The following is a 17,779-nucleotide window of genomic DNA, read 5'->3' as shown; positions in this document are numbered from 1 at the left end:
TAAATTCATTTGAAGAGCACACTACGTATATACGTTAGTATGGCTAGAACGTTGTAAAATCAACGCTGACGAATTGCGTGTTAGCTTACAACTCTAGATACAAAAAAACGAGGCTCTGCTAAGAAATACCTCGTTTTTTGTCTATTGTTGACGTCGAACTCAAACTATTTGTCTAGATAGTCATCAAACCTCACACTTATCTCACTAACGTATTCGATTGAGTACGGCGTATAAAGAGCCTTCTTCCATTTCTAACGTAAGGGTATCTTTATTGAGTATGTAGCGAGTTTCATGTTCGCCGTTTTCGTATAAAAGAACTAAATGCTCCCCTTCAGTGTAATATACGCCCCTGTGTACCGCTTCATCACCGTCATCGTTACTCACTCTGAACATAAATACAAAATCAGGTTGAAGGATAAGATCGAGTTTATGAACATCACTCGACAAAGCTTCATCGCCTTCAAAATGGGCACTCGACCACATTCCAGCCAGAGAATTTGATAGCGCTTTAGTAAAGGTGACTCCGTTAAGATTCAAAAGATTATGGTTTGCAGCATACTGGTAAACTTGTGGCTCTGAAGTATCCAATCCCAGAATAATGGTATCTTCATTCGCGGTGTAAAATCCTTCCCAGTGATCGACCGAATAATCTCGTTTTTGAATATCAATTTTAAAGCTGTAGTTTGAGTCAAGCGTTAGCTTAATCGCCAAAAAGTTTTCTTGTGATTTCTCTGGGTTTGGATTCACCAAATACCAATCACCTAGTAAGAATGGGTGGTCAAACTGCGTTAAGTCACTGTTGTCGCGTACCCCATTACCTAGCACTGAGAAGCTAAACATTAGCGATATCAAAACAATCAATCTCATAGCGTGCTCCTTACTCTTTTTCTTTAAGCTTAGGCACACAAAGTTTATTTAGCGAAAAAATTGATCTAAATCACATTAATTATTAGTAAAAAAAAAGCGAACCCAGTTAGGTCCGCTTTTTAAATCATTGATTAAACTTACGATTTAATCATATCAACCATGATAGCTACAGATTCATCAAGGTAAGCATCAGGCGCTTCATAATCTTTAGGTACATCATCTAAAGACTTAAATGGCTCTTCACCCTCAGCTTTCTGACGTTCGTTGATTCGAGCTAAACGTCTTTCATCTGCTTGATCGCTCTCAGCCTGACGAGTTTTCTTATTCAGTGATAAAGTGTTGTCGTCTTTTTCTGCTTTGTACTTAGCAATATCTTCAGCGATAAAGCCAAATTCAAGATCTTTGGCAATGCGTGCTTCATGTTTGGTGGCTAGCTGATTAACCATCTCAGAGTTACGCTGTAACACTTCATATTTGGCTTTGTCGATGCTATCCCAAGGTAGAGCGTTATCTTCAACACTCTCACCGGTTTCGCTAGGCTCAACTGCAGTTGGATACGCAATATCAGGCGCTACACCTTTATTTTGTGTACTACCACCATCGATTCGGTAAAACTTCTGAATCGTGTACTGAACATAACCAAGCTCTTTATCGAACAAGTCATAGATCTTGCCAAGCGTACGGTGTTGTTGAACCGTACCTTTACCGAAAGAGTTTTCACCAAGAATCACGGCACGACCATAGTCTTGGAGCGCTGCCGCAAAAATCTCTGATGCTGATGCACTATTACGGTTGATCAAGACACTCATCGGACCGTCATAACTGATCTGGTCATCAAAGTCACCTTTCACATTGACTCGGCCGTAGCTGTCACGTACTTGAACCACTGGGCCGCTCTTGATGAATAGTCCGGTTAGTGCCGAAGCTTCTGTCAAAGCACCGCCGCCGTTATTGCGAAGATCGACGATGATACCATCAACATTCTGCTCTTTTAGCTCAGAAATCAACTTATCAGTATCTTTTGCTAGACCGACATAGAAGCTAGGGACTTCAAGTACACCAATCTTCTTGCCGTCTTTCTCGAACACTTCAGATTTAACAGCGCGGTCTTCCAAACGAATTTTGTCACGCTCTAGGGTCACCGTGAATGCTTTCTTATCTTTACCCTCAGGTAAGATTTCCAGATTAACCTTGGTGCCTTTCGGGCCTTTGATCAGCTGCACAACATCGTCAAGTCTCCAACCAATGACATCAACAATCTCTTCACCATCTTGACCAACGCCAATGATTCGATCACCTTCGCCCAGTTGCTTACTCTTAGAAGCCGGACCACCAGCAACTAAAGAGCGAATGACAGTATAGTCATCGGTCATTTGCAATACTGCACCAATCCCTTCTAGAGAAAGATTCATCTCTGTTTGGAACTGCTCGGCATTACGAGGGGAAAGATAGCTAGTATGAGGATCCACTTCACGAGCAAATGCGTTCATATAGAACTGGAACACATCTTCACTGTGCGTTTGACTGAGTCTCTTCAAAGCGTTGTTGTATCGTTTACCAAGAACTTCTTTGACTTCGTCCCACTCTTTGCCTGTGAGTTTCAGATTTAGCGCGTCATACTTGACTCGCTTTCTCCACAACTCATCAAGCTCTGCCGTGTCTTTTGGCCAAGTCGCTTCACTACGATCAAGTTCAATACTCTCATCGATATCAAACTTCATTTCTGTATCAAGAAGCTTAAGCGCATGAACAAATCGCTCATAACGACGCTTCATCGACAAGTTGTACAGTTCAAATGCAATTTGAGTGTCGCCCGACTTTAACTGGTCATCAACAGAGTCTTGCCACTTAGAGATGGCATCGATGTCAGCTTGAGTGAAGACGTTCTTGTTGTAGTCCAACGATTCGACATAGCGCCAAAAGATCTTACGCGATAGGTCATCATTGAGTTTGATATGTTTGTAGTGAGAGCTGGTAAGCTTTTCTTCGACACGCTTACTTGCTGTAGCGTGTTGTGCTTCCGGAGAAAGGACTGGTAAGTCCTCAAGGGTAATTTTTGCTTCTAGAGCATAGGCTGAAGAAGCTGCTAGCCATAAGCTAGCAGCGATCAGCGACATTTTTGAACGGCATTTCATGCGTAGGAGTATCTCCTTTATGCGCGTAGGTGCTCCGCTTTTACAACCATTTGTAGGCCGTTAGACAGTTGAACACGCACATCTTCCTTATTGATTTCAACGATAGTCGCAGCCATGTTTCCTTTACCCATATTGACGTTTACTTGATTGCCAACTTTTACTTCGTCAGCATTCAAAGCACGCGTTTCTACCGGCTTATTGGCTTTTTGTACTTTATTCTGTTGTGGGCGACGGCCTTGTGGCTTTTTCGCAGCTGGCTTAGCTTTCGCTTTGCCTTCTTCACGAGCTTTTTGCGCTTGCTCTTTACGACGAGCTTGCACTTTCGCTTTGCTCTCAGCTAGTGCTGTTTTCGCGTGTTCTACGTGTTCTTCATCTAGCTCACCTGCTGGGTTGCCATCTAAATCTACACGTACTGCACCTGGCTTCACACCGTGAAGGTAACGCCATGATGAAGTGTATTGTCTTAACGCTGCACGAAGTTGAGTTTTGCTTACTTTTGGATCGTCCGTTAGACGCTCCGCAAGATCTTGAAAAATACCAATTTTAAGTGGCTTTGCTTCACCTTCTAAAGTAAAGCACTTAGGGAAACATTCAGCAATATATGCGATAACTTCTTTGCTGTTTTTTAACTTTTCAGTGTTTTCCATGAGGATTCCTGGTTATTGCGGCTTGCCCGCGAGCATTAAGAATTAAATATTTGAGGTATTATAGTGACCTGCAAGCGAAAAACCACACTCAATAGACAAATTATGCCCCGATAGCGTGTGAATTAAGCAGCTTTTCTACTTCGCTCATCAAAAATGTCAGTCCTTCCTCATCAATTTCATTGAATCGACCCACATTAGGGCTATCAATATCTAGTACCCCAGCAATTTCACCATTAATTGAAAATGGGATAACTAACTCAGAATTACTCTCTGCATCACAAGCAATATGACCTTCAAACTCATGCACATCGTATATGCGTTGTACGGTGTTCGTTGCTACCGCTGTTCCACATACACCCCGACCAACAGGAATACGTACACAAGCTGGTTTACCTTGGAATGGGCCAAGAACTAACTCACCGTCTTTCATTAGATAGAAACCAACCCAGTTTAGATTGTCTAACTCCATGTTAAGCAAAGCACTGACATTCGATAGATTCGCAATAAGATCGGTTTCAGATTCAATTAATGACGCAGCTTGCTTGGTTAAGCGGTGGTAATGTTCTATTTTCATTGTTACATCCTTTTGAAAATTCGTGACCTTTGTAAAATTAGAGACTTCTAACATAAATCTGCGTACAATCGCCGCAAAACATTAAATAGTAAGCATTCTCATTATAATGATCGATAATCCCAACACTATTAGCCGTTCTTGGTTGATAACTCAAGTAAAAAAGCACAAGTCGAAACTAATACTTGCCAATGTCATCGCGCTGATTGCGACCTTAATCAGCGTGCCGATCCCTCTATTAATGCCGCTCATGGTGGATGAAGTCCTTCTTAATCAACCGGGTAAAGGGCTAGAGGCAATGAATGCCATGCTGCCTACTTCAATGCAGACACCAACAGGCTACATCGCGCTGACTCTATTGCTGGTGGTCATTATGCGCAGTGCGAGCCAAGCTCTAAGCATTCTACAAAGCCGCCAATTTACCTTGGTGTCAAAAACCATTACCTTCCAAATGCGCAGCAAGATGATCGATAAGCTTGGCCGCATTAGCATTCGTCAATACGAAACGCGTGGCAGCGGTGGCATCAATGCGCACCTTATCACTGATATAGAGACTATCGACCAGTTCATTGGCTCTACACTGAGTAAGTTTTTAATTAGCCTGTTGACCGTCATTGGTACAGCGGGTGTTCTACTATGGCTAGATTGGCGTCTTGGACTGTTTATACTGCTGGTTAATCCAGTCGTCATTTATTTCTCTCGCAAGCTAGGTAGCAAGGTTAAGCACCTTAAAAAGCGTGAGAACCAATCTTTTGAACGCTTTCAAAATCGCTTGGTTGAAACCTTGGACGGTATTTATCAACTGCGCGCCGCCAATAGAGAACGAGAGTTCCTCAATGAACTCAAGGATCAAGCTAACCAGATTCGTGTTGATGCGGATAAGTATGCTTGGCAATCGGAAGCGGCAGGGAGAGTGTCATTCCTACTATTTTTGCTAGGGTTTGAGTTATTCCGAGCGGTCGCCATGCTAATGGTGCTGTTTAGTGACCTGACCATCGGCCAGATCTTCGCCGTCTTTGGTTACTTGTGGTTTATGCTTTCTCCTGTGCAGGAGCTATTGGGTATTCAGTTCTCTTGGTACAGCGCGAAAGCAGCGTTAAAACGTATCAATGCCCTACTCGATTTAGAGGAAGAGCATCGACCTGTCAGCAAGGTCAATCCATTTACTCAAGACCGAGAAGTAGATATCGAGATAGAAGATGTAAACTTCTCTTATAATGAAGAAACTCAGGTCTTAACCAATCTTAATCTGTCTATTCCGGCCGGAAAGAAGGTAGCATTAGTTGGTGCCAGTGGTGGCGGAAAATCAACCCTTATCCAACTGCTAATCGGTGTCTACCAAGCGAATTCAGGCTCAATACGATTTAATGGTCAAACCACTGACGATATCAGTTTTGACATAATTAGAGACCAAATTGCCGTTGTATTACAACAGCCTATACTATTTAATGACACTTTAAGGCATAATCTGACCCTTGGTTCGACCTACGATGATTTGCATTTGTGGCGGGCACTTGAAATTGCACAAATGCAAGATGTCATTAGCCAATTAAGTGACGGCTTAGAAACACAAATAGGTCGAAGCGGTATCCGTTTGTCTGGTGGTCAAAGGCAGCGATTAGCTATTGCGCGAATGATTTTAAGTAATCCAAAGTTTGTCATTTTGGATGAGGCAACGTCCGCCCTTGATACGGCGACAGAAGCAGCCTTGCATAAAGCACTGACAGAATTTTTGCAAGGTCGTACTACACTGATCGTAGCGCACCGATTATCTGCGGTAAAACAAGCAGATCTAATTTACGTACTAGAAGATGGGCAAGTGAGCCAAGCGGGTACACACGGAGAGTTGGTTGAACAACAAGGTTTATATCAAACATTATATGGTAATGTGCAATCGCACAGTTAACCATTCCTATGCCTATTTGAGCGGAGGGGAGCAATGAGCCCCCCTCAACCTCTCCGCGCCCACTCATCGTCCTTAACGTCGATTCGACTATGCGATGGTTGTGAGCTCCCTGTTGATTTAGTGACAGTCGAGCGCGGTAAAAGTGCCTACTGCCCTCGATGTAACACCAAATTATACCGAGGCGGTCGCCCTTCTCTTTCAGGTAATCTCGCGATTGCGCTAACCTGTCTGCTACTGTTTATTCCTTCCCACTTTTTCGATTTTATTAGTATTCGCCTGTTTGGCGTCATGATACCTGCGACCCTTCCAGACGGAGTCTTTACTCTGTTTCAAGAAGGCTTCGTTATGCTCTCATTACTGATCTTTTTCTGTAGTTCTATCGCCCCGTTGATTGTTTGCAGTTCAGTAGTGACGGCGCACATCGCCTTAAAGTATCACCAATTTAAACTACTCAAGGTATCGTTAGCCCTTGTCCAACACTTAAAACCTTGGGTGATGATCGACGTGTTCTTGGTGAGTATCGCCATTTCTTGTTTCAAACTACAAGACTATTCAGACATCATTGTTGGGCCTGGTTTGATAGGCCTACTGCTTCTTCAGGTATCAACCGTGCTACTTGTCACTCGCGTGAGTGTCCGCAGGTACTGGGAAGTGTATGAACCAGAAGACAAGTACGCTGCAATAGAAAAAACGCTACACTGTCACCATTGTCACCTATCTCAACCTGAAGGGACTGAGTGCAAACGCTGTCATAGCCCTATTCACCACCGTAAGCCGCGTTCGATTCAAAAAACATGGGCTTACCTCATTGCCGCTTCGATTGCGATTTTCCCAGCCAACTTAATCCCTATTTCCATTCTTCTAACCAATGGTAAGCGGTTGGAAGATACGATCTTTTCAGGGGTCGCTTCTTTAGTTAAAAGCGGCATGACGGGAATCGCTGTAATTATCTTTGTCGCCAGTATTGTTGTACCTGTCGCGAAAATTCTTGGCTTGTCCTATCTACTACTCGCCATCCAGTTTAAGCGTAAGGTCTACCACAGACACAGAATGACCATCTATTTCATTATTAAGTGGATCGGTCGATGGTCCATGATGGACTTGTTCGTTATCTCCATCATGATGACATTAGTTGATCGAGGCCAAATCCTTGATTTCACGCCCGGGTATGGGGCGGTTGCATTTGGTATCGTTGTTGTATTGACAATGCTAGCTGCAGAAAGCATGGATCCGAGGTTGATTTGGGATAACTACCCAGACGAAAACAAAAACAAAGAGTCACTAAATGAGTAATCCTTCTCCGACACAAAACTCTTACTCGCCTAATATCAAGCGCAATAAAGGGCTATCGCCATTGTGGCTGCTACCTATATTGACCATGGTATTAGCAGGATGGTTGGTGTTTAAAGCGGTTCAAGATGCTGGGCAACGTGTCCAAATCTACTTTTCTGATGCACAAGGCCTAATTGCAGGTAGAACAACCATTCGCTACCAGGGCCTAGAAGTGGGTATGGTGAAAGACATCAACCTAGCGGAAGATTTGCAAAGTATTTATGTAGACGCAGATATTTACCCTGAAGCAACCAAACTGCTGACGAAAGAGACTCGATTTTGGATGGTCAAGCCTACCGCGAGCCTATCAGGAATCTCTGGGCTCGATGCGCTAGTTTCAGGCAACTACATCGCCATATCACCGAGCAGTAACCCGTCAGAGCCAGAAACAGAGTTTACAGCTCTAGAGCGCGCGCCATCTGATCTTATGGCAAGTGAAGGGTTGAATATTTCACTCAAAGCGCGTGACCTTGGAGGAATCTCTGTTGGTTCGCAAATTGTGTATCGTAAAATTCCAATTGGCGAAGTATATAGCTATCAGCTCCATTCAGATTCAAAACACGTCGTAATTCAAGCTTCTATCCAAGATGAGTACCGACATATCATCACCGATGACAGTCGCTTTTGGAACGTAAGCGGTATTGGTGCCAATATTGGTTTTGAAGGTGTCGATGTGCGTCTTGAAAGCCTAAGCGCACTAATTGGCGGCTCTATCGCCGTTGACTCTCCAGATGGAGGCGCGCCTGTTGCTGACAACACTGAATTTAGGCTCTACCCCGACATCAAAACGGCAGGTCGTGGTATTGCAATTAAGGTTGAGCTTCCAGACAACAACAACATCAGTGAAAACGGTGCGCCAATCATGTATCGCGGTATCGAAATCGGCCAGATCACTGATTTAGAACTGAGTAATGGCCGCGAAAGTATTATCGCTTCAGCAGCCATTCAACCCGCTTTCAGCGATATGCTGACCACGGGCAGTAAATTTATTCTCGAAGAAGCCAAAGTGTCACTTTCCGGTGTGGAAAACATTGCCAACATCGTTAAAGGTAACTTCTTAACGATTGTGCCGGGTGAAGGAAATCGCTCGCGTAAGTTTAGTGCCGTTAGAAAGGATGAGTTTAATCGCCAACAAGCTCGCTCGGTGTCGGTTCACTTGGTTGCAGACAACTCATTTGGCTTAGATGAGGGCGCTCATATTCTCTATCGCGGTATTAGTGTCGGTAGTGTGACTCAAGTTCGTTTAGTGGACGATAAAGTTCAACTCGACGCTTTAGTTGATAGCGATTACGCCCATTTGATCAAATCTCAGAACCGTTTCTTTGTGACCGGCAGTGCCAGTGCTGAATTGACAGAGTCTGGTCTAAATATCAGCGTCCCACCTGCTAAACAACTCCTGACTGGTTCAATCAGTTTTGTCAGTGAAGGAAAAGAAAACGCACTGGAAGAGTATCGACTCTACCCAAGTAAGTCGCTGGCTGAACTAGCGAAGTACAATATGTCTGGGTCGACTAAGTTAACGATGTACGCTAACGAGTTGCCTCCGATTAGCAAAGGTAGCCCACTGCTCTATCGTAACCTTCAAGTTGGTAACGTGGCTGATTTCTATCTAGTTGATGGTGGCGTCATTATCTCAGCCAGTATCGAAAACCAGTATAAACATTTAGTCACAGAGCAAACCGTATTTTGGAATCGCTCCGGCGTTGAGATTGATGCCAGCCTTGCGGGTATTAATGTTAAGGCCGCGCCACTCAAATCCCTGATTCAAGGTGGCATTGCGTTTGACTCACTGCCAGGGGTCGACAATAAGCAAAATGACAAATGGCTACTGTATAAAGATTTCAAGACGGCTCGTAAGTTTGGCCAAGTGATCACTCTGACGCTTGAAGGCGAGAACACACTTTCGAAGGGAACAAGCATCAACTATAACGGCGTAAAAGTCGGTGAAGTAACGCTTGTGGTGCCTAACTTTGAGCGTAAGAGTGTCGAAGTCAAAGCGCGCATTCTTCCGGAGTATACTGATACGATTGCCGTTGAAGGCTCTTACTTCTGGCTACCAAAAGCGGAAGTTGGTTTACGGGGTGTCAAGAATATTCAGAACTTGCTCGCTCAATCCATCAGCGTACAACCAGGTAAGGGGAAAACTAAGAACCAATTCGCCTTGCATACCAATAAGAAAGCTATCCGTGGCGTTACCTTTACTCTGCAAAGTGAATCTCGCGGCTCAATCAGCGCCGGTACACCTGTCCTTTACCGAGAGATTGAAGTCGGTGAAGTGACTAAGGTTGAATTGGGAGAATTTGCTGATCGCGTGGTTTCTACCGTAGTCATTGACCCTAATTACGCTTACCTGGTGCGACGCAATAGCGTTTTCTGGAATACATCAGGTGTTGATGTGTCTATCGGCTTAACTGGAGCAAACATCAAAGCGGGTACATTTGATAGTTTAGTTCGTGGAGGTATCACCTTCTCCACTCCAGAGCAAAAACAGCTAGAACCAATCGCTGAGCAAGGTCAATCTTTCTATCTTTACGCTAAAGCAGAAGATGGTTGGAAAGAATGGCGAGCGGCTATTCCTAAACCCTAGCACTCAACGAATTATTCACTATTTACCTAATAAAACGCAGCCTAACCGCTGCGTTTTTCCTATTATTTGGCTATAATCAGCGACCTTTTAAGCCAGTCGAGACAAAGCTTTGCACCATAACGTTTATCTACCAGAAGAGTTCCTGTCTGAAATCGAATCCATTCTTCCTCAAGGTCTGAACATGGACGATTTCGTCGCTGCATGTCAGCGCCCTCTGCGCAAGAGTATTCGAGTCAATACGCTGAAAATAACCGTAGATGAATTTCTTGAACGAGCTAAAGGCAAAGGTTGGCAATTAGAAGCAGTACCTTGGTGCCATGAAGGTTTTTGGATTGAAGCAGATGAGTCTGAAGTTCCGCTAGGAAACACCGCTGAACATATGTCAGGTCTATTCTACATTCAAGAAGCCAGTTCAATGATGCCCGTTTCTGCACTGTTTCAGCAAAGCAATGAGTTCGAAAGTGTACTTGATATGGCTGCTGCTCCAGGCTCAAAAACCACTCAGATTGCTGCTTGTATGGGAAATAGCGGTGTATTGGTAGCGAATGAGTTTTCTGCCAGTCGAGTCAAAGTCTTGCATGCCAATATTGAGCGTTGTGGGGTTCGCAATGCGGCATTGAGCAACTTCGATGGTCGCGTTTTCGGCGGCTGGCTACCAGAGCAGTTCGATGCGGTACTGATTGATGCTCCTTGTTCTGGGGAGGGAACCGTACGCAAAGATGCAGACGCAATGAAAAACTGGACAAAAGAGTCTGTTATTTCCATTTCAGATACGCAGAAAGATCTGATTGAAAGTGCGTTTCATGCTTTGAAACCTGGTGGCGTGATGGTGTACTCCACCTGTACGTTGAGCATTGAAGAAAATCAGCAAGTTTGTCATCACCTCAAAGAGGTGTTTGATGAAGAGGTGAGTTTTGAAAGCTTGAGCGACCTTTTTCCAGACGCGGACAAAGCCCTAACTGAAGAGGGTTTCTTGCACATATTCCCTCAAGTTTATGACTGCGAAGGCTTCTTTGTTGCCCGCATACGAAAGCTTGGTTCGGTCGAAGCACCGAAAGTGAAGAAAAGACTGGGCAAGTTTCCTTTCGAAAAAGCAAATACCAAAACCCAAGCTGACATTCAAACCCAGCTAAAAGCAACCTTAGATATCGACCTACCTAGCGATTGTTCTGTTTGGCTACGCGACAACGATGTATGGTTATTTCCACACGCGTTGGAGCCTATGCTAGGCGAATTGCGCTTTTCACGAATGGGCATAAAGATCGCCGAGGCTCATAAAAAAGGTTATCGCTGGCAGCATCAAGTGGCAACAGCACTTACTAACGGAACTGAGGCAACATCAGTAGCACTTTCAGTCGACGATGCTAGAGAATGGTTTATGGGTCGTGATGTTCGCCCCGAGGGCCTATCAGGCAAAGGTGAAGTGATCGTTAAATTAGGTAACGATGTGATTGGTCTAGGAAAATGGGTTGGAAATCGAATTAAGAATGGTTTACCGCGTGAATTAGTAAGAGATAAAAATCTATTCTAATCGGTAAAACAATAGTATGAAATTCTATGAGAGCCTAGCGATTTCCGAATCTTGGACTACACTTTAGGTATGGATAAAGTCGGAAATTCAAACAGTTAGCGCAGGCTCTCTATGAGCCCTTCCCCTAGGCCCAAAGCAGGATCAGCATTGGGCCTTTTTTTATGGAAGCGGCTTCAAATTTTAACTAAGCGAGGCGAATGCCTTCTTTATCGATAACGATTTTTCCTTGCTTGTATAATCCACCGATCGTTTTCTTAAACGTGCCTTTACTGGTGCGGAAGGCAGCAAAAATTGCTTCTGGAGAAGATTTGTCATTAAGAGGAAGGAAACCCCCTTTCTTCTCTAGCAGGTCCAGCACCTTCTGACTCAAGTCGTCCATTTTGCCAACACCTACCTTTTGCAGAGAAAGATCGATCTTGCCATCTTCACGAACGCTCTTAATGTATCCCTTCAGCTTTTTGCCAATAAACAGCTTACCGAACACATCAGATTTAAAAATCATACCCCAGTGCTGACCTTCAACAATCGCTTTGAAACCTAAGTCGCTTCGCTCTGCGATAATTAGATCCACCTGTTGATTGCGTTGGTAGTTTGCTGGTGTCTTATCAAGCCACTTGTTAAATTTAGTGGTACCTACGATACGACCTGATGCCTTATCGGTGTAGACATAAACTAAAACAGTTTGCCCCATTGCAAAACGGGCGCGCTGTTCACTAAAGGGAATAAGTAGATCTTTGCCTTTAATACCCCAATCAGCAAATGCACCCGTAGAGTTCACACCTTCAATTTTCATCAAACCCCATTCACCCACTTGAGCGATTGGCGTTTCAGTTGTGGCGACTAACTGACTGTCAGAATCGAAGTATAAAAAAGCGTCTAGAGAATCACCTACTTCTACACCTTCTGGAACAAATCGATTTGGCAACAAGGTCGTACCATAATCGCCAGCATCAAGAAATAGGCCGAAATCGGCTCTTTTTACTACTTCTAAGTGGTTAATCTGACCAACTTTAATCATTTCAACTGTCTCTTGTTAAATTTGCGGTGATTATAGCGAATCTCTGTTATGCTTTCGCCAAGTATTTTGTCTTTTTTCTGGAGCTCTATTTGTTAACCGTTGATAAGCAGGACGGCATTACACTCAAAATTTCCCACTCTATGGCGGCGACCAAAAAGTCTGATTTAGACTTGTACTTTTTTGTACCAGGTGAGCTTGGTTTGTCTCCTGACGTTCTCAAAGAGAGTGAATTCTACTATGAATCCATCACTCAAAAACGTGCTTATTACAGTGACAAAACACTTCTCCCTCTCGTTCACAGTCGACTCGCGAAACGTGGCCGACTATCGACCACCCAGTATCGTGTAAGTTTGAGTTTGTTCGCGTATCAGTATGTTATCGCATTAGATAAAGCGGTAAATGAGCTCAATAAACATAACAAAGAAACCGTCACCACTGACGAAGTGGACGAAGTCATCAAGCTTTCCCTCGATATACTGAAAAAGTTACGTCGTAGTGTTCCTTATGAAGAAGGACTTAAACGATACTACGCCAATATTGATAACTATCTTTCTTGGTACACTGGTCAGCGCTTGATGTCTTTGATCGCGCATATGCCGCGAGACAGTGAATACAAAAGTTTAAAAGAGAGCTTGCTTGCTATCGTAGAAAAAGAGGCGGCACACCGTAAGCTCAATAACTACAACTCAAAAAGTGTACGTGACGACGTAACGCGATTAAGTAACAAGATGCGACTGCTACGTCGTTTGATTGAGCATCCTGTCGTTCTGCAAGAGAAAACGCAATCTCTCGGCAAGAACATGAAACGCGTAGTGAAAGGTGGTGCGACTGGCTTTGTCATGGTGTTCGTTACCATCACTGCGATTTTGGCGCGCGACTACTGGGGAGAGATTACCGCCTCCTTCATTGTGTTGATGTCTTTCGTCTATGCACTACGAGAAATCTTCAAAGATGACTTGCGTGACGTGATGTGGCGATGGATTCGTAAAGGTCGCCCTAAATGGCGGAAGCTTTATCTCGATCCAACGACCAAGAAAGCGGTCGGACAAAAACTCGAATGGCTCGATTATAAAGTTTTGGACAAACTGCCAGACAGAATCAAATCGATTCGTAAAAAGCGGGTCGTTCAAAGAGAAGAACAAGTCCTTCATTATAGCTCTCAAACTGAAATGTCGACCTCTAAGTTTATGAGTGGCTATGAAGAAACCCGTGAATCTTTAATGGTTAGTATGCGTGCCCTCACCCGATTGATGGATAAGGGCTCGAATAAAGTCTACACCCATAACAATGGGCAAGTCAGTCGCGAATCGGTAGAGAAACGCCACCTGATAAACTTAATCGCCAAAGAAGATAACCATGACGGTGAGCCTAAATTCTACCGATGGAAGATCGTGTTAAATCGAAGCAAGATTGTCGCCGTTGAGCAAATGGAAGTGGAAGATATCAGCCACCCGTTTGCTTCAGTGACAGAGTAAGAAAGAACTCCGCCATTGGTTCGTCTCCGTGAAGAGTTGGACATATGGCGGTTATTTTTACCGCTTTATTCACCCGTTCACCTGTCTCAAACGTTTCAGCAAGCATTTCATCAATCAACTTGCCATCTTCACACACGAAGTGAACATCGCCTTCCGGGCGTTTTAAAAACTGCCCTTCGACGGCTTTAAAGGCGAGCGATACTTTCTTGCCACAATCTTGGGCTTTACTCATCGCCATAAACCCTCCGGCCACATCCGCGCCTACCGCAAGTACGCCAAAATACATACTGTTGAGGTGATTCTTCGTTCTGCGTTTTAGCGGAATTTTGATTTCGACTCGCTCCGAGTCAAGCTGCAATATCTTTGGTCTTGCCAACCAGATAAATGGGACTTTAAAGAAACCGAAATAGTTAAGATAGAAGTTTGCTTTTGACAATGCTGACAACATAGATCTAATCCGACCAGTTAAATTTCTTCCAGTTCATAACGAACGCACAGTCATGTCAACATTTTGTTAACATTAAGCATTTAAACAGTGATATGAAACAGTTGTTTAATAACCCAACACCAACCTGCTAGTCCAAATGATTTAACAGCTTACTCACGGCCGCTAGGCAACAGTTGAGCGTAATAGTCAGCGCATTCAGAGCAACAAGCACCTGTTCAAACGGTCGATTTTTCAGTTTTACAGCCTCGTATAAAGAAGAATCTCGATAAGTAGTTTATTCCTAGGTGTGTTTCCGTTATCTTTACCGCTTCGCAATAAAAAGAACAGGCTGTGGTATGCCATTAAAAACCGATGAATTAAGAACCCAACCTTTGGGTCCAATGCCGACACCGGCAGAGTTAGGAAGCGCCCATCCCATTACGGACGAAGTAGCCCAGCGTATTGCACAGTCACGTCGTCAAATAGAAAACATTCTTACAGGGGAAGACCAACGCCTTTTGGTGATCGTAGGCCCTTGTTCAGTACATGATACTGAAGCTGCAATTGACTACGCAGAGCGTCTTTCAGCAATTCAAGACCAATACAAAGATGAGCTTTTCATCGTAATGCGTACGTATTTCGAAAAGCCTCGTACTGTCGTCGGTTGGAAGGGACTGATCACAGACCCTAACCTAGACGGTTCTTACGCACTAGAAGCAGGCCTAAACAAGGCGCGTAAGCTTTTGCTAGATATAAACAAACTTGGTCTTGCGACGGCAACTGAGTTTCTCGATATGATCACAGGTCAATACATCGCCGACCTTATCACTTGGGGCGCGATTGGCGCACGTACAACAGAATCTCAGATCCACCGTGAAATGGCTTCTGCACTTTCTTGCCCAGTTGGTTTTAAAAACGGTACTAACGGCAACATCAAGATTGCAATTGATGCGATCCGCGCTTCACAAGCGTCACACTATTTTTACTCTCCGGATAAAAATGGCCGCATGACAGTCTACCGCACTAGTGGTAACCCTTATGGTCACGTCATCCTGCGTGGTGGTGATAAAGGCCCTAACTTTGATGCTGAGTCAGTAGAAGCAGCATGCAAGCAATTGGAAGAGTTTGGTTTGCCACAACGCCTTGTTGTTGACTTTAGCCACGCTAACTGCCAAAAGCAGCATCGCAAACAATTGGATGTTGCTAAAGATATCTGCGAGCAGATTAAATCTGGTAAGAACCAAGTGGCGGGTATCATGGCTGAAAGCTTCATTCTTGAAGGCAACCAGTCAATGGCTGACATCAACAACCTCACCTATGGTCAATCCATCACTGACCCTTGTTTAGGTTGGGAAGATACTGCAACCATGCTTGATATGCTGGCAACAGCTGTTAAAGAACGCTCATAATAGAAGGAAACCAACATGCCATCATTTGATATTGTTTCTGAAGTCGACACTGTAGAACTGCGTAACGCGGTAGACAACGCAACACGCGAACTTGCTACTCGTTTCGATTTTCGTGGTGTAGAAGCATCTTTTGAAATGCAAAAAGATGAATCAGTACGATTGAACGCTGAAGGTGACTTTCAACTGAAGCAAATGCGCGACATTCTACGTGGTCACTTAGCTAAGCGCGGTGTCGATGCGAACTCTATGGAAGCGAAAGGCGAAGAAGCCTCTGGTAAGAACTGGCACCAGATTGTCATTTTCAAGCAAGGTATTGAAACACCTGTTGCGAAAAAGATCGTCAAGCTTATTAAAGATAAGAAGATGAAGGTACAAGCTTCTATTCAGGGCGAAAAAGTACGTGTGACTGGCAAGAAACGCGACGACCTGCAAGCTGTAATCGCTCTAATGCGTGAAGCAGAGCTAGGTCAGCCGTTCCAGTACGAAAACTTCCGTGACTAAGATGAAGTGCTAACCGATAAAAGCCGATACTGTGTATCGGCTTCTTTGTTTTTATTTCCCAGAGCCTAATCTCAACAACAAGTCTTCTCCTTGGAGGAAAGTCACCCCGCTCGATTTAGGTGGGATAAAAACTGCCACACGAAGATCGTCAGCTCTTGCCCTGTTTAACATCTCGGCGAGCTCTGCATCATTGTGATATTCCACTCGCTCGGCATCTCGGCGCACCAGATCTATAAAACTAAATGGACATTTTCCATCAAAAAGCACCAACTCTGCTTGCTGCATCAGCCTTAGGGCTTTCAATGTGAGAAGTTCAACATCATCACCATGTTCAATCCAAGTGATTGAACCTTTTTGATCAAACCCTTCAGTCAACAATGCTTGATACGCACGCTCTAGGCTTGAGTTGGCCGTCGCCTTGTCTACATCGGCACGTGCAAAGAAAGCCTCCCAAAACTTACGACGCTCATCAACAGTTGGCAGCTTTTCCTTTATATCCGCACGCTTAGAGGCGGCAAACTCCGCTTGAAGTGATAAGTTTTGCGGTAGAACGGCTTCCAATTTCTCGCGTACATTACGAATGAGAACAGGAGCCGCTCCACCACTGGATATCGCTAGCTGTATGCGACCACGGTTGATAATAGACGGCGTGATAAAATCGCAATATGGTTGATCGTCTACAACATTTACCAAAATGCCTTGACGTTTAGCATCATGATGCACCTGATGATTCAAACTTGGGTTATCAGTCGTCGCCCATACTTGCACAAATTTCTTTTCGAGCAGTTCTTCTGAATAAAATCCCTGCACCCAACGGCACTCTTCATTCGCTACAAGCTTAGCCAGATAATCTTCAACTTGAGGAGAAACGATCGTCACATCCGCCCCCGCTCTGATCAGGCTATCAACCTTTCTACTCGCGACTTCCCCGCCCCCAACAACCAAGACAGGTTTATGGTTTAAATCTATAAATAGAGGAAAATACTGCATTTCATTCCTTGAGTAACTGAAAACGTCTTTACCCTCGATACTAACAAAATTGGGGCATTAGATTCATGTGATTTCGATCAAGTCCATAATTTATGACCAAATTTTATACTTTCTTTGGTTTTATCAACCACACTGAGACATTCATTCAAACTTCAAATCTAATTGTATTGATAAATTTATTACACCATCCTGTCGCACCAGTTTTGTGACCTGTTGCACTATTTACATTTTAGCAACATATTGCCATTCTAATGTCTGTCAGGGTTTGTGAGTTCAATCAAAAATCTTTTTAAATTATACATTTGAGAAATCACAGATCCTTTCCTACGCTTATAACTGGTTGATTTAACTACGACTCGAAGACGAGCGATAGCAACCTAATA

The 17,779-nt window shown here is 44.0% G+C and carries 14 protein-coding genes; 7 read left to right on the top strand and 7 right to left on the bottom strand.

Annotated elements, in window-relative coordinates; genetic code table 11:
- Nucleotides 1-204 precede the first annotated feature (204 nt).
- From IX91_RS07255 to IX91_RS07240, 4 genes are all read right to left on the bottom strand, one after another.
- A complete protein-coding gene (locus tag IX91_RS07255) occupies nucleotides 205-867 on the bottom strand; it encodes a hypothetical protein (RefSeq protein ID WP_004742834.1) in 663 nt (220 codons plus the stop codon).
- A 137-nt stretch (nucleotides 868-1,004) separates the two neighbouring features.
- The gene (gene prc / locus IX91_RS07250) at nucleotides 1,005-3,002 is read right to left on the bottom strand and encodes a carboxy terminal-processing peptidase (RefSeq protein WP_004742835.1); all 1,998 of its coding nucleotides are present in this window, start codon (nucleotides 3,000-3,002) and stop codon (nucleotides 1,005-1,007) included.
- Nucleotides 3,003-3,019: 17 nt separating this feature from the next.
- Nucleotides 3,020-3,649, bottom strand: coding sequence for an RNA chaperone ProQ (gene proQ / locus IX91_RS07245; protein ID WP_004742836.1), 630 nt, complete (start codon nucleotides 3,647-3,649; stop codon nucleotides 3,020-3,022).
- Between the two features lie 100 nt (nucleotides 3,650-3,749).
- Nucleotides 3,750-4,223 carry a GAF domain-containing protein gene (locus tag IX91_RS07240; protein WP_004742837.1) on the bottom strand — a complete coding sequence of 158 codons (474 nt, stop codon included), beginning with the start codon at nucleotides 4,221-4,223 and terminating at the stop codon, nucleotides 3,750-3,752.
- A 106-nt stretch (nucleotides 4,224-4,329) separates the two neighbouring features.
- Here IX91_RS07240 and IX91_RS07235 point away from each other — a divergent pair, with 106 nt between their 5' ends.
- From IX91_RS07235 to rsmF, 4 genes are all read left to right on the top strand, one after another.
- Nucleotides 4,330-6,126, top strand: a complete 1,797-nt coding sequence (locus tag IX91_RS07235) for an ABC transporter ATP-binding protein (protein WP_004742838.1) — start codon at nucleotides 4,330-4,332, stop codon at nucleotides 6,124-6,126.
- A 33-nt stretch (nucleotides 6,127-6,159) separates the two neighbouring features.
- Complete coding sequence (locus IX91_RS07230) at nucleotides 6,160-7,419, top strand: paraquat-inducible protein A (protein ID WP_004749469.1); 1,260 nt, start codon at nucleotides 6,160-6,162, stop codon at nucleotides 7,417-7,419.
- Nucleotides 7,412-10,045, top strand: a complete 2,634-nt coding sequence (locus IX91_RS07225) for an MlaD family protein (protein ID WP_004749470.1) — start codon at nucleotides 7,412-7,414, stop codon at nucleotides 10,043-10,045. Before IX91_RS07230 ends, IX91_RS07225 begins: the two co-directional genes overlap by 8 nt.
- A gap of 109 nt (nucleotides 10,046-10,154) precedes the next feature.
- The gene (gene rsmF, locus IX91_RS07220; protein WP_004743366.1) at nucleotides 10,155-11,576 is read left to right on the top strand and encodes a 16S rRNA (cytosine(1407)-C(5))-methyltransferase RsmF; all 1,422 of its coding nucleotides are present in this window, start codon (nucleotides 10,155-10,157) and stop codon (nucleotides 11,574-11,576) included.
- A 184-nt stretch (nucleotides 11,577-11,760) separates the two neighbouring features.
- Here the strand turns inward: rsmF and IX91_RS07215 are convergent, their stop codons facing one another.
- Nucleotides 11,761-12,594, bottom strand: coding sequence for a CvfB family protein (locus IX91_RS07215; protein WP_004743367.1), 834 nt, complete (start codon nucleotides 12,592-12,594; stop codon nucleotides 11,761-11,763).
- 89 nt (nucleotides 12,595-12,683) lie between these two features.
- Here IX91_RS07215 and IX91_RS07210 point away from each other — a divergent pair, with 89 nt between their 5' ends.
- The gene (locus IX91_RS07210; RefSeq protein WP_004743368.1) at nucleotides 12,684-14,069 is read left to right on the top strand and encodes a hypothetical protein; all 1,386 of its coding nucleotides are present in this window, start codon (nucleotides 12,684-12,686) and stop codon (nucleotides 14,067-14,069) included.
- Here IX91_RS07210 and IX91_RS07205 read toward each other — a convergent pair.
- Nucleotides 14,038-14,517, bottom strand: coding sequence for a DUF4442 domain-containing protein (locus tag IX91_RS07205; RefSeq protein WP_004743369.1), 480 nt, complete (start codon nucleotides 14,515-14,517; stop codon nucleotides 14,038-14,040). The genes IX91_RS07210 and IX91_RS07205 overlap by 32 nt on opposite strands.
- Before the next feature lie 335 nt (nucleotides 14,518-14,852).
- Between IX91_RS07205 and IX91_RS07200 the strand changes: the two genes are divergently transcribed.
- Nucleotides 14,853-15,905: a 3-deoxy-7-phosphoheptulonate synthase gene (locus IX91_RS07200; protein WP_004749471.1), complete on the top strand. Its 1,053-nt coding sequence runs from the start codon at nucleotides 14,853-14,855 to the stop codon at nucleotides 15,903-15,905.
- Between the two features lie 15 nt (nucleotides 15,906-15,920).
- Nucleotides 15,921-16,406, top strand: coding sequence for a YajQ family cyclic di-GMP-binding protein (locus IX91_RS07195; protein ID WP_004744051.1), 486 nt, complete (start codon nucleotides 15,921-15,923; stop codon nucleotides 16,404-16,406).
- A gap of 51 nt (nucleotides 16,407-16,457) precedes the next feature.
- Here IX91_RS07195 and IX91_RS07190 read toward each other — a convergent pair whose 3' ends face one another.
- The gene (locus IX91_RS07190) at nucleotides 16,458-17,396 is read right to left on the bottom strand and encodes a precorrin-2 dehydrogenase/sirohydrochlorin ferrochelatase family protein (RefSeq protein ID WP_004744052.1); all 939 of its coding nucleotides are present in this window, start codon (nucleotides 17,394-17,396) and stop codon (nucleotides 16,458-16,460) included.
- Nucleotides 17,397-17,779 lie beyond the last annotated feature (383 nt).

It is taken from the genome of Vibrio tubiashii ATCC 19109 (assembly GCF_000772105.1).
Lineage (GTDB): Bacteria > Pseudomonadota > Gammaproteobacteria > Enterobacterales > Vibrionaceae > Vibrio > Vibrio tubiashii.
The sequence above is the reverse complement of the archived record's forward strand: the minus strand, read 5'-3'. Positions and strand labels throughout refer to the sequence as shown.

What these genes read in the sequence shown, in the direction of transcription:
- IX91_RS07200 (WP_004749471.1), top strand. Translation starts at nt 14,853, where the DNA reads ATGCCATTAAAAACCGATGAATTAAGAACCCAACCTTTGGGTCCAATG.
- IX91_RS07215 (WP_004743367.1), bottom strand. Translation starts at nt 12,594, where the DNA reads ATGATTAAAGTTGGTCAGATTAACCACTTAGAAGTAGTAAAAAGAGCC.
- IX91_RS07195 (WP_004744051.1), top strand. Translation starts at nt 15,921, where the DNA reads ATGCCATCATTTGATATTGTTTCTGAAGTCGACACTGTAGAACTGCGT.
- proQ (WP_004742836.1), bottom strand. Translation starts at nt 3,649, where the DNA reads ATGGAAAACACTGAAAAGTTAAAAAACAGCAAAGAAGTTATCGCATAT.
- IX91_RS07235 (WP_004742838.1), top strand. Translation starts at nt 4,330, where the DNA reads ATGATCGATAATCCCAACACTATTAGCCGTTCTTGGTTGATAACTCAA.
- IX91_RS07225 (WP_004749470.1), top strand. Translation starts at nt 7,412, where the DNA reads ATGAGTAATCCTTCTCCGACACAAAACTCTTACTCGCCTAATATCAAG.
- IX91_RS07240 (WP_004742837.1), bottom strand. Translation starts at nt 4,223, where the DNA reads ATGAAAATAGAACATTACCACCGCTTAACCAAGCAAGCTGCGTCATTA.
- IX91_RS07230 (WP_004749469.1), top strand. Translation starts at nt 6,160, where the DNA reads ATGAGCCCCCCTCAACCTCTCCGCGCCCACTCATCGTCCTTAACGTCG.
- IX91_RS07190 (WP_004744052.1), bottom strand. Translation starts at nt 17,396, where the DNA reads ATGCAGTATTTTCCTCTATTTATAGATTTAAACCATAAACCTGTCTTG.
- prc (WP_004742835.1), bottom strand. Translation starts at nt 3,002, where the DNA reads ATGAAATGCCGTTCAAAAATGTCGCTGATCGCTGCTAGCTTATGGCTA.
- IX91_RS07255 (WP_004742834.1), bottom strand. Translation starts at nt 867, where the DNA reads ATGAGATTGATTGTTTTGATATCGCTAATGTTTAGCTTCTCAGTGCTA.
- IX91_RS07205 (WP_004743369.1), bottom strand. Translation starts at nt 14,517, where the DNA reads ATGTTGTCAGCATTGTCAAAAGCAAACTTCTATCTTAACTATTTCGGT.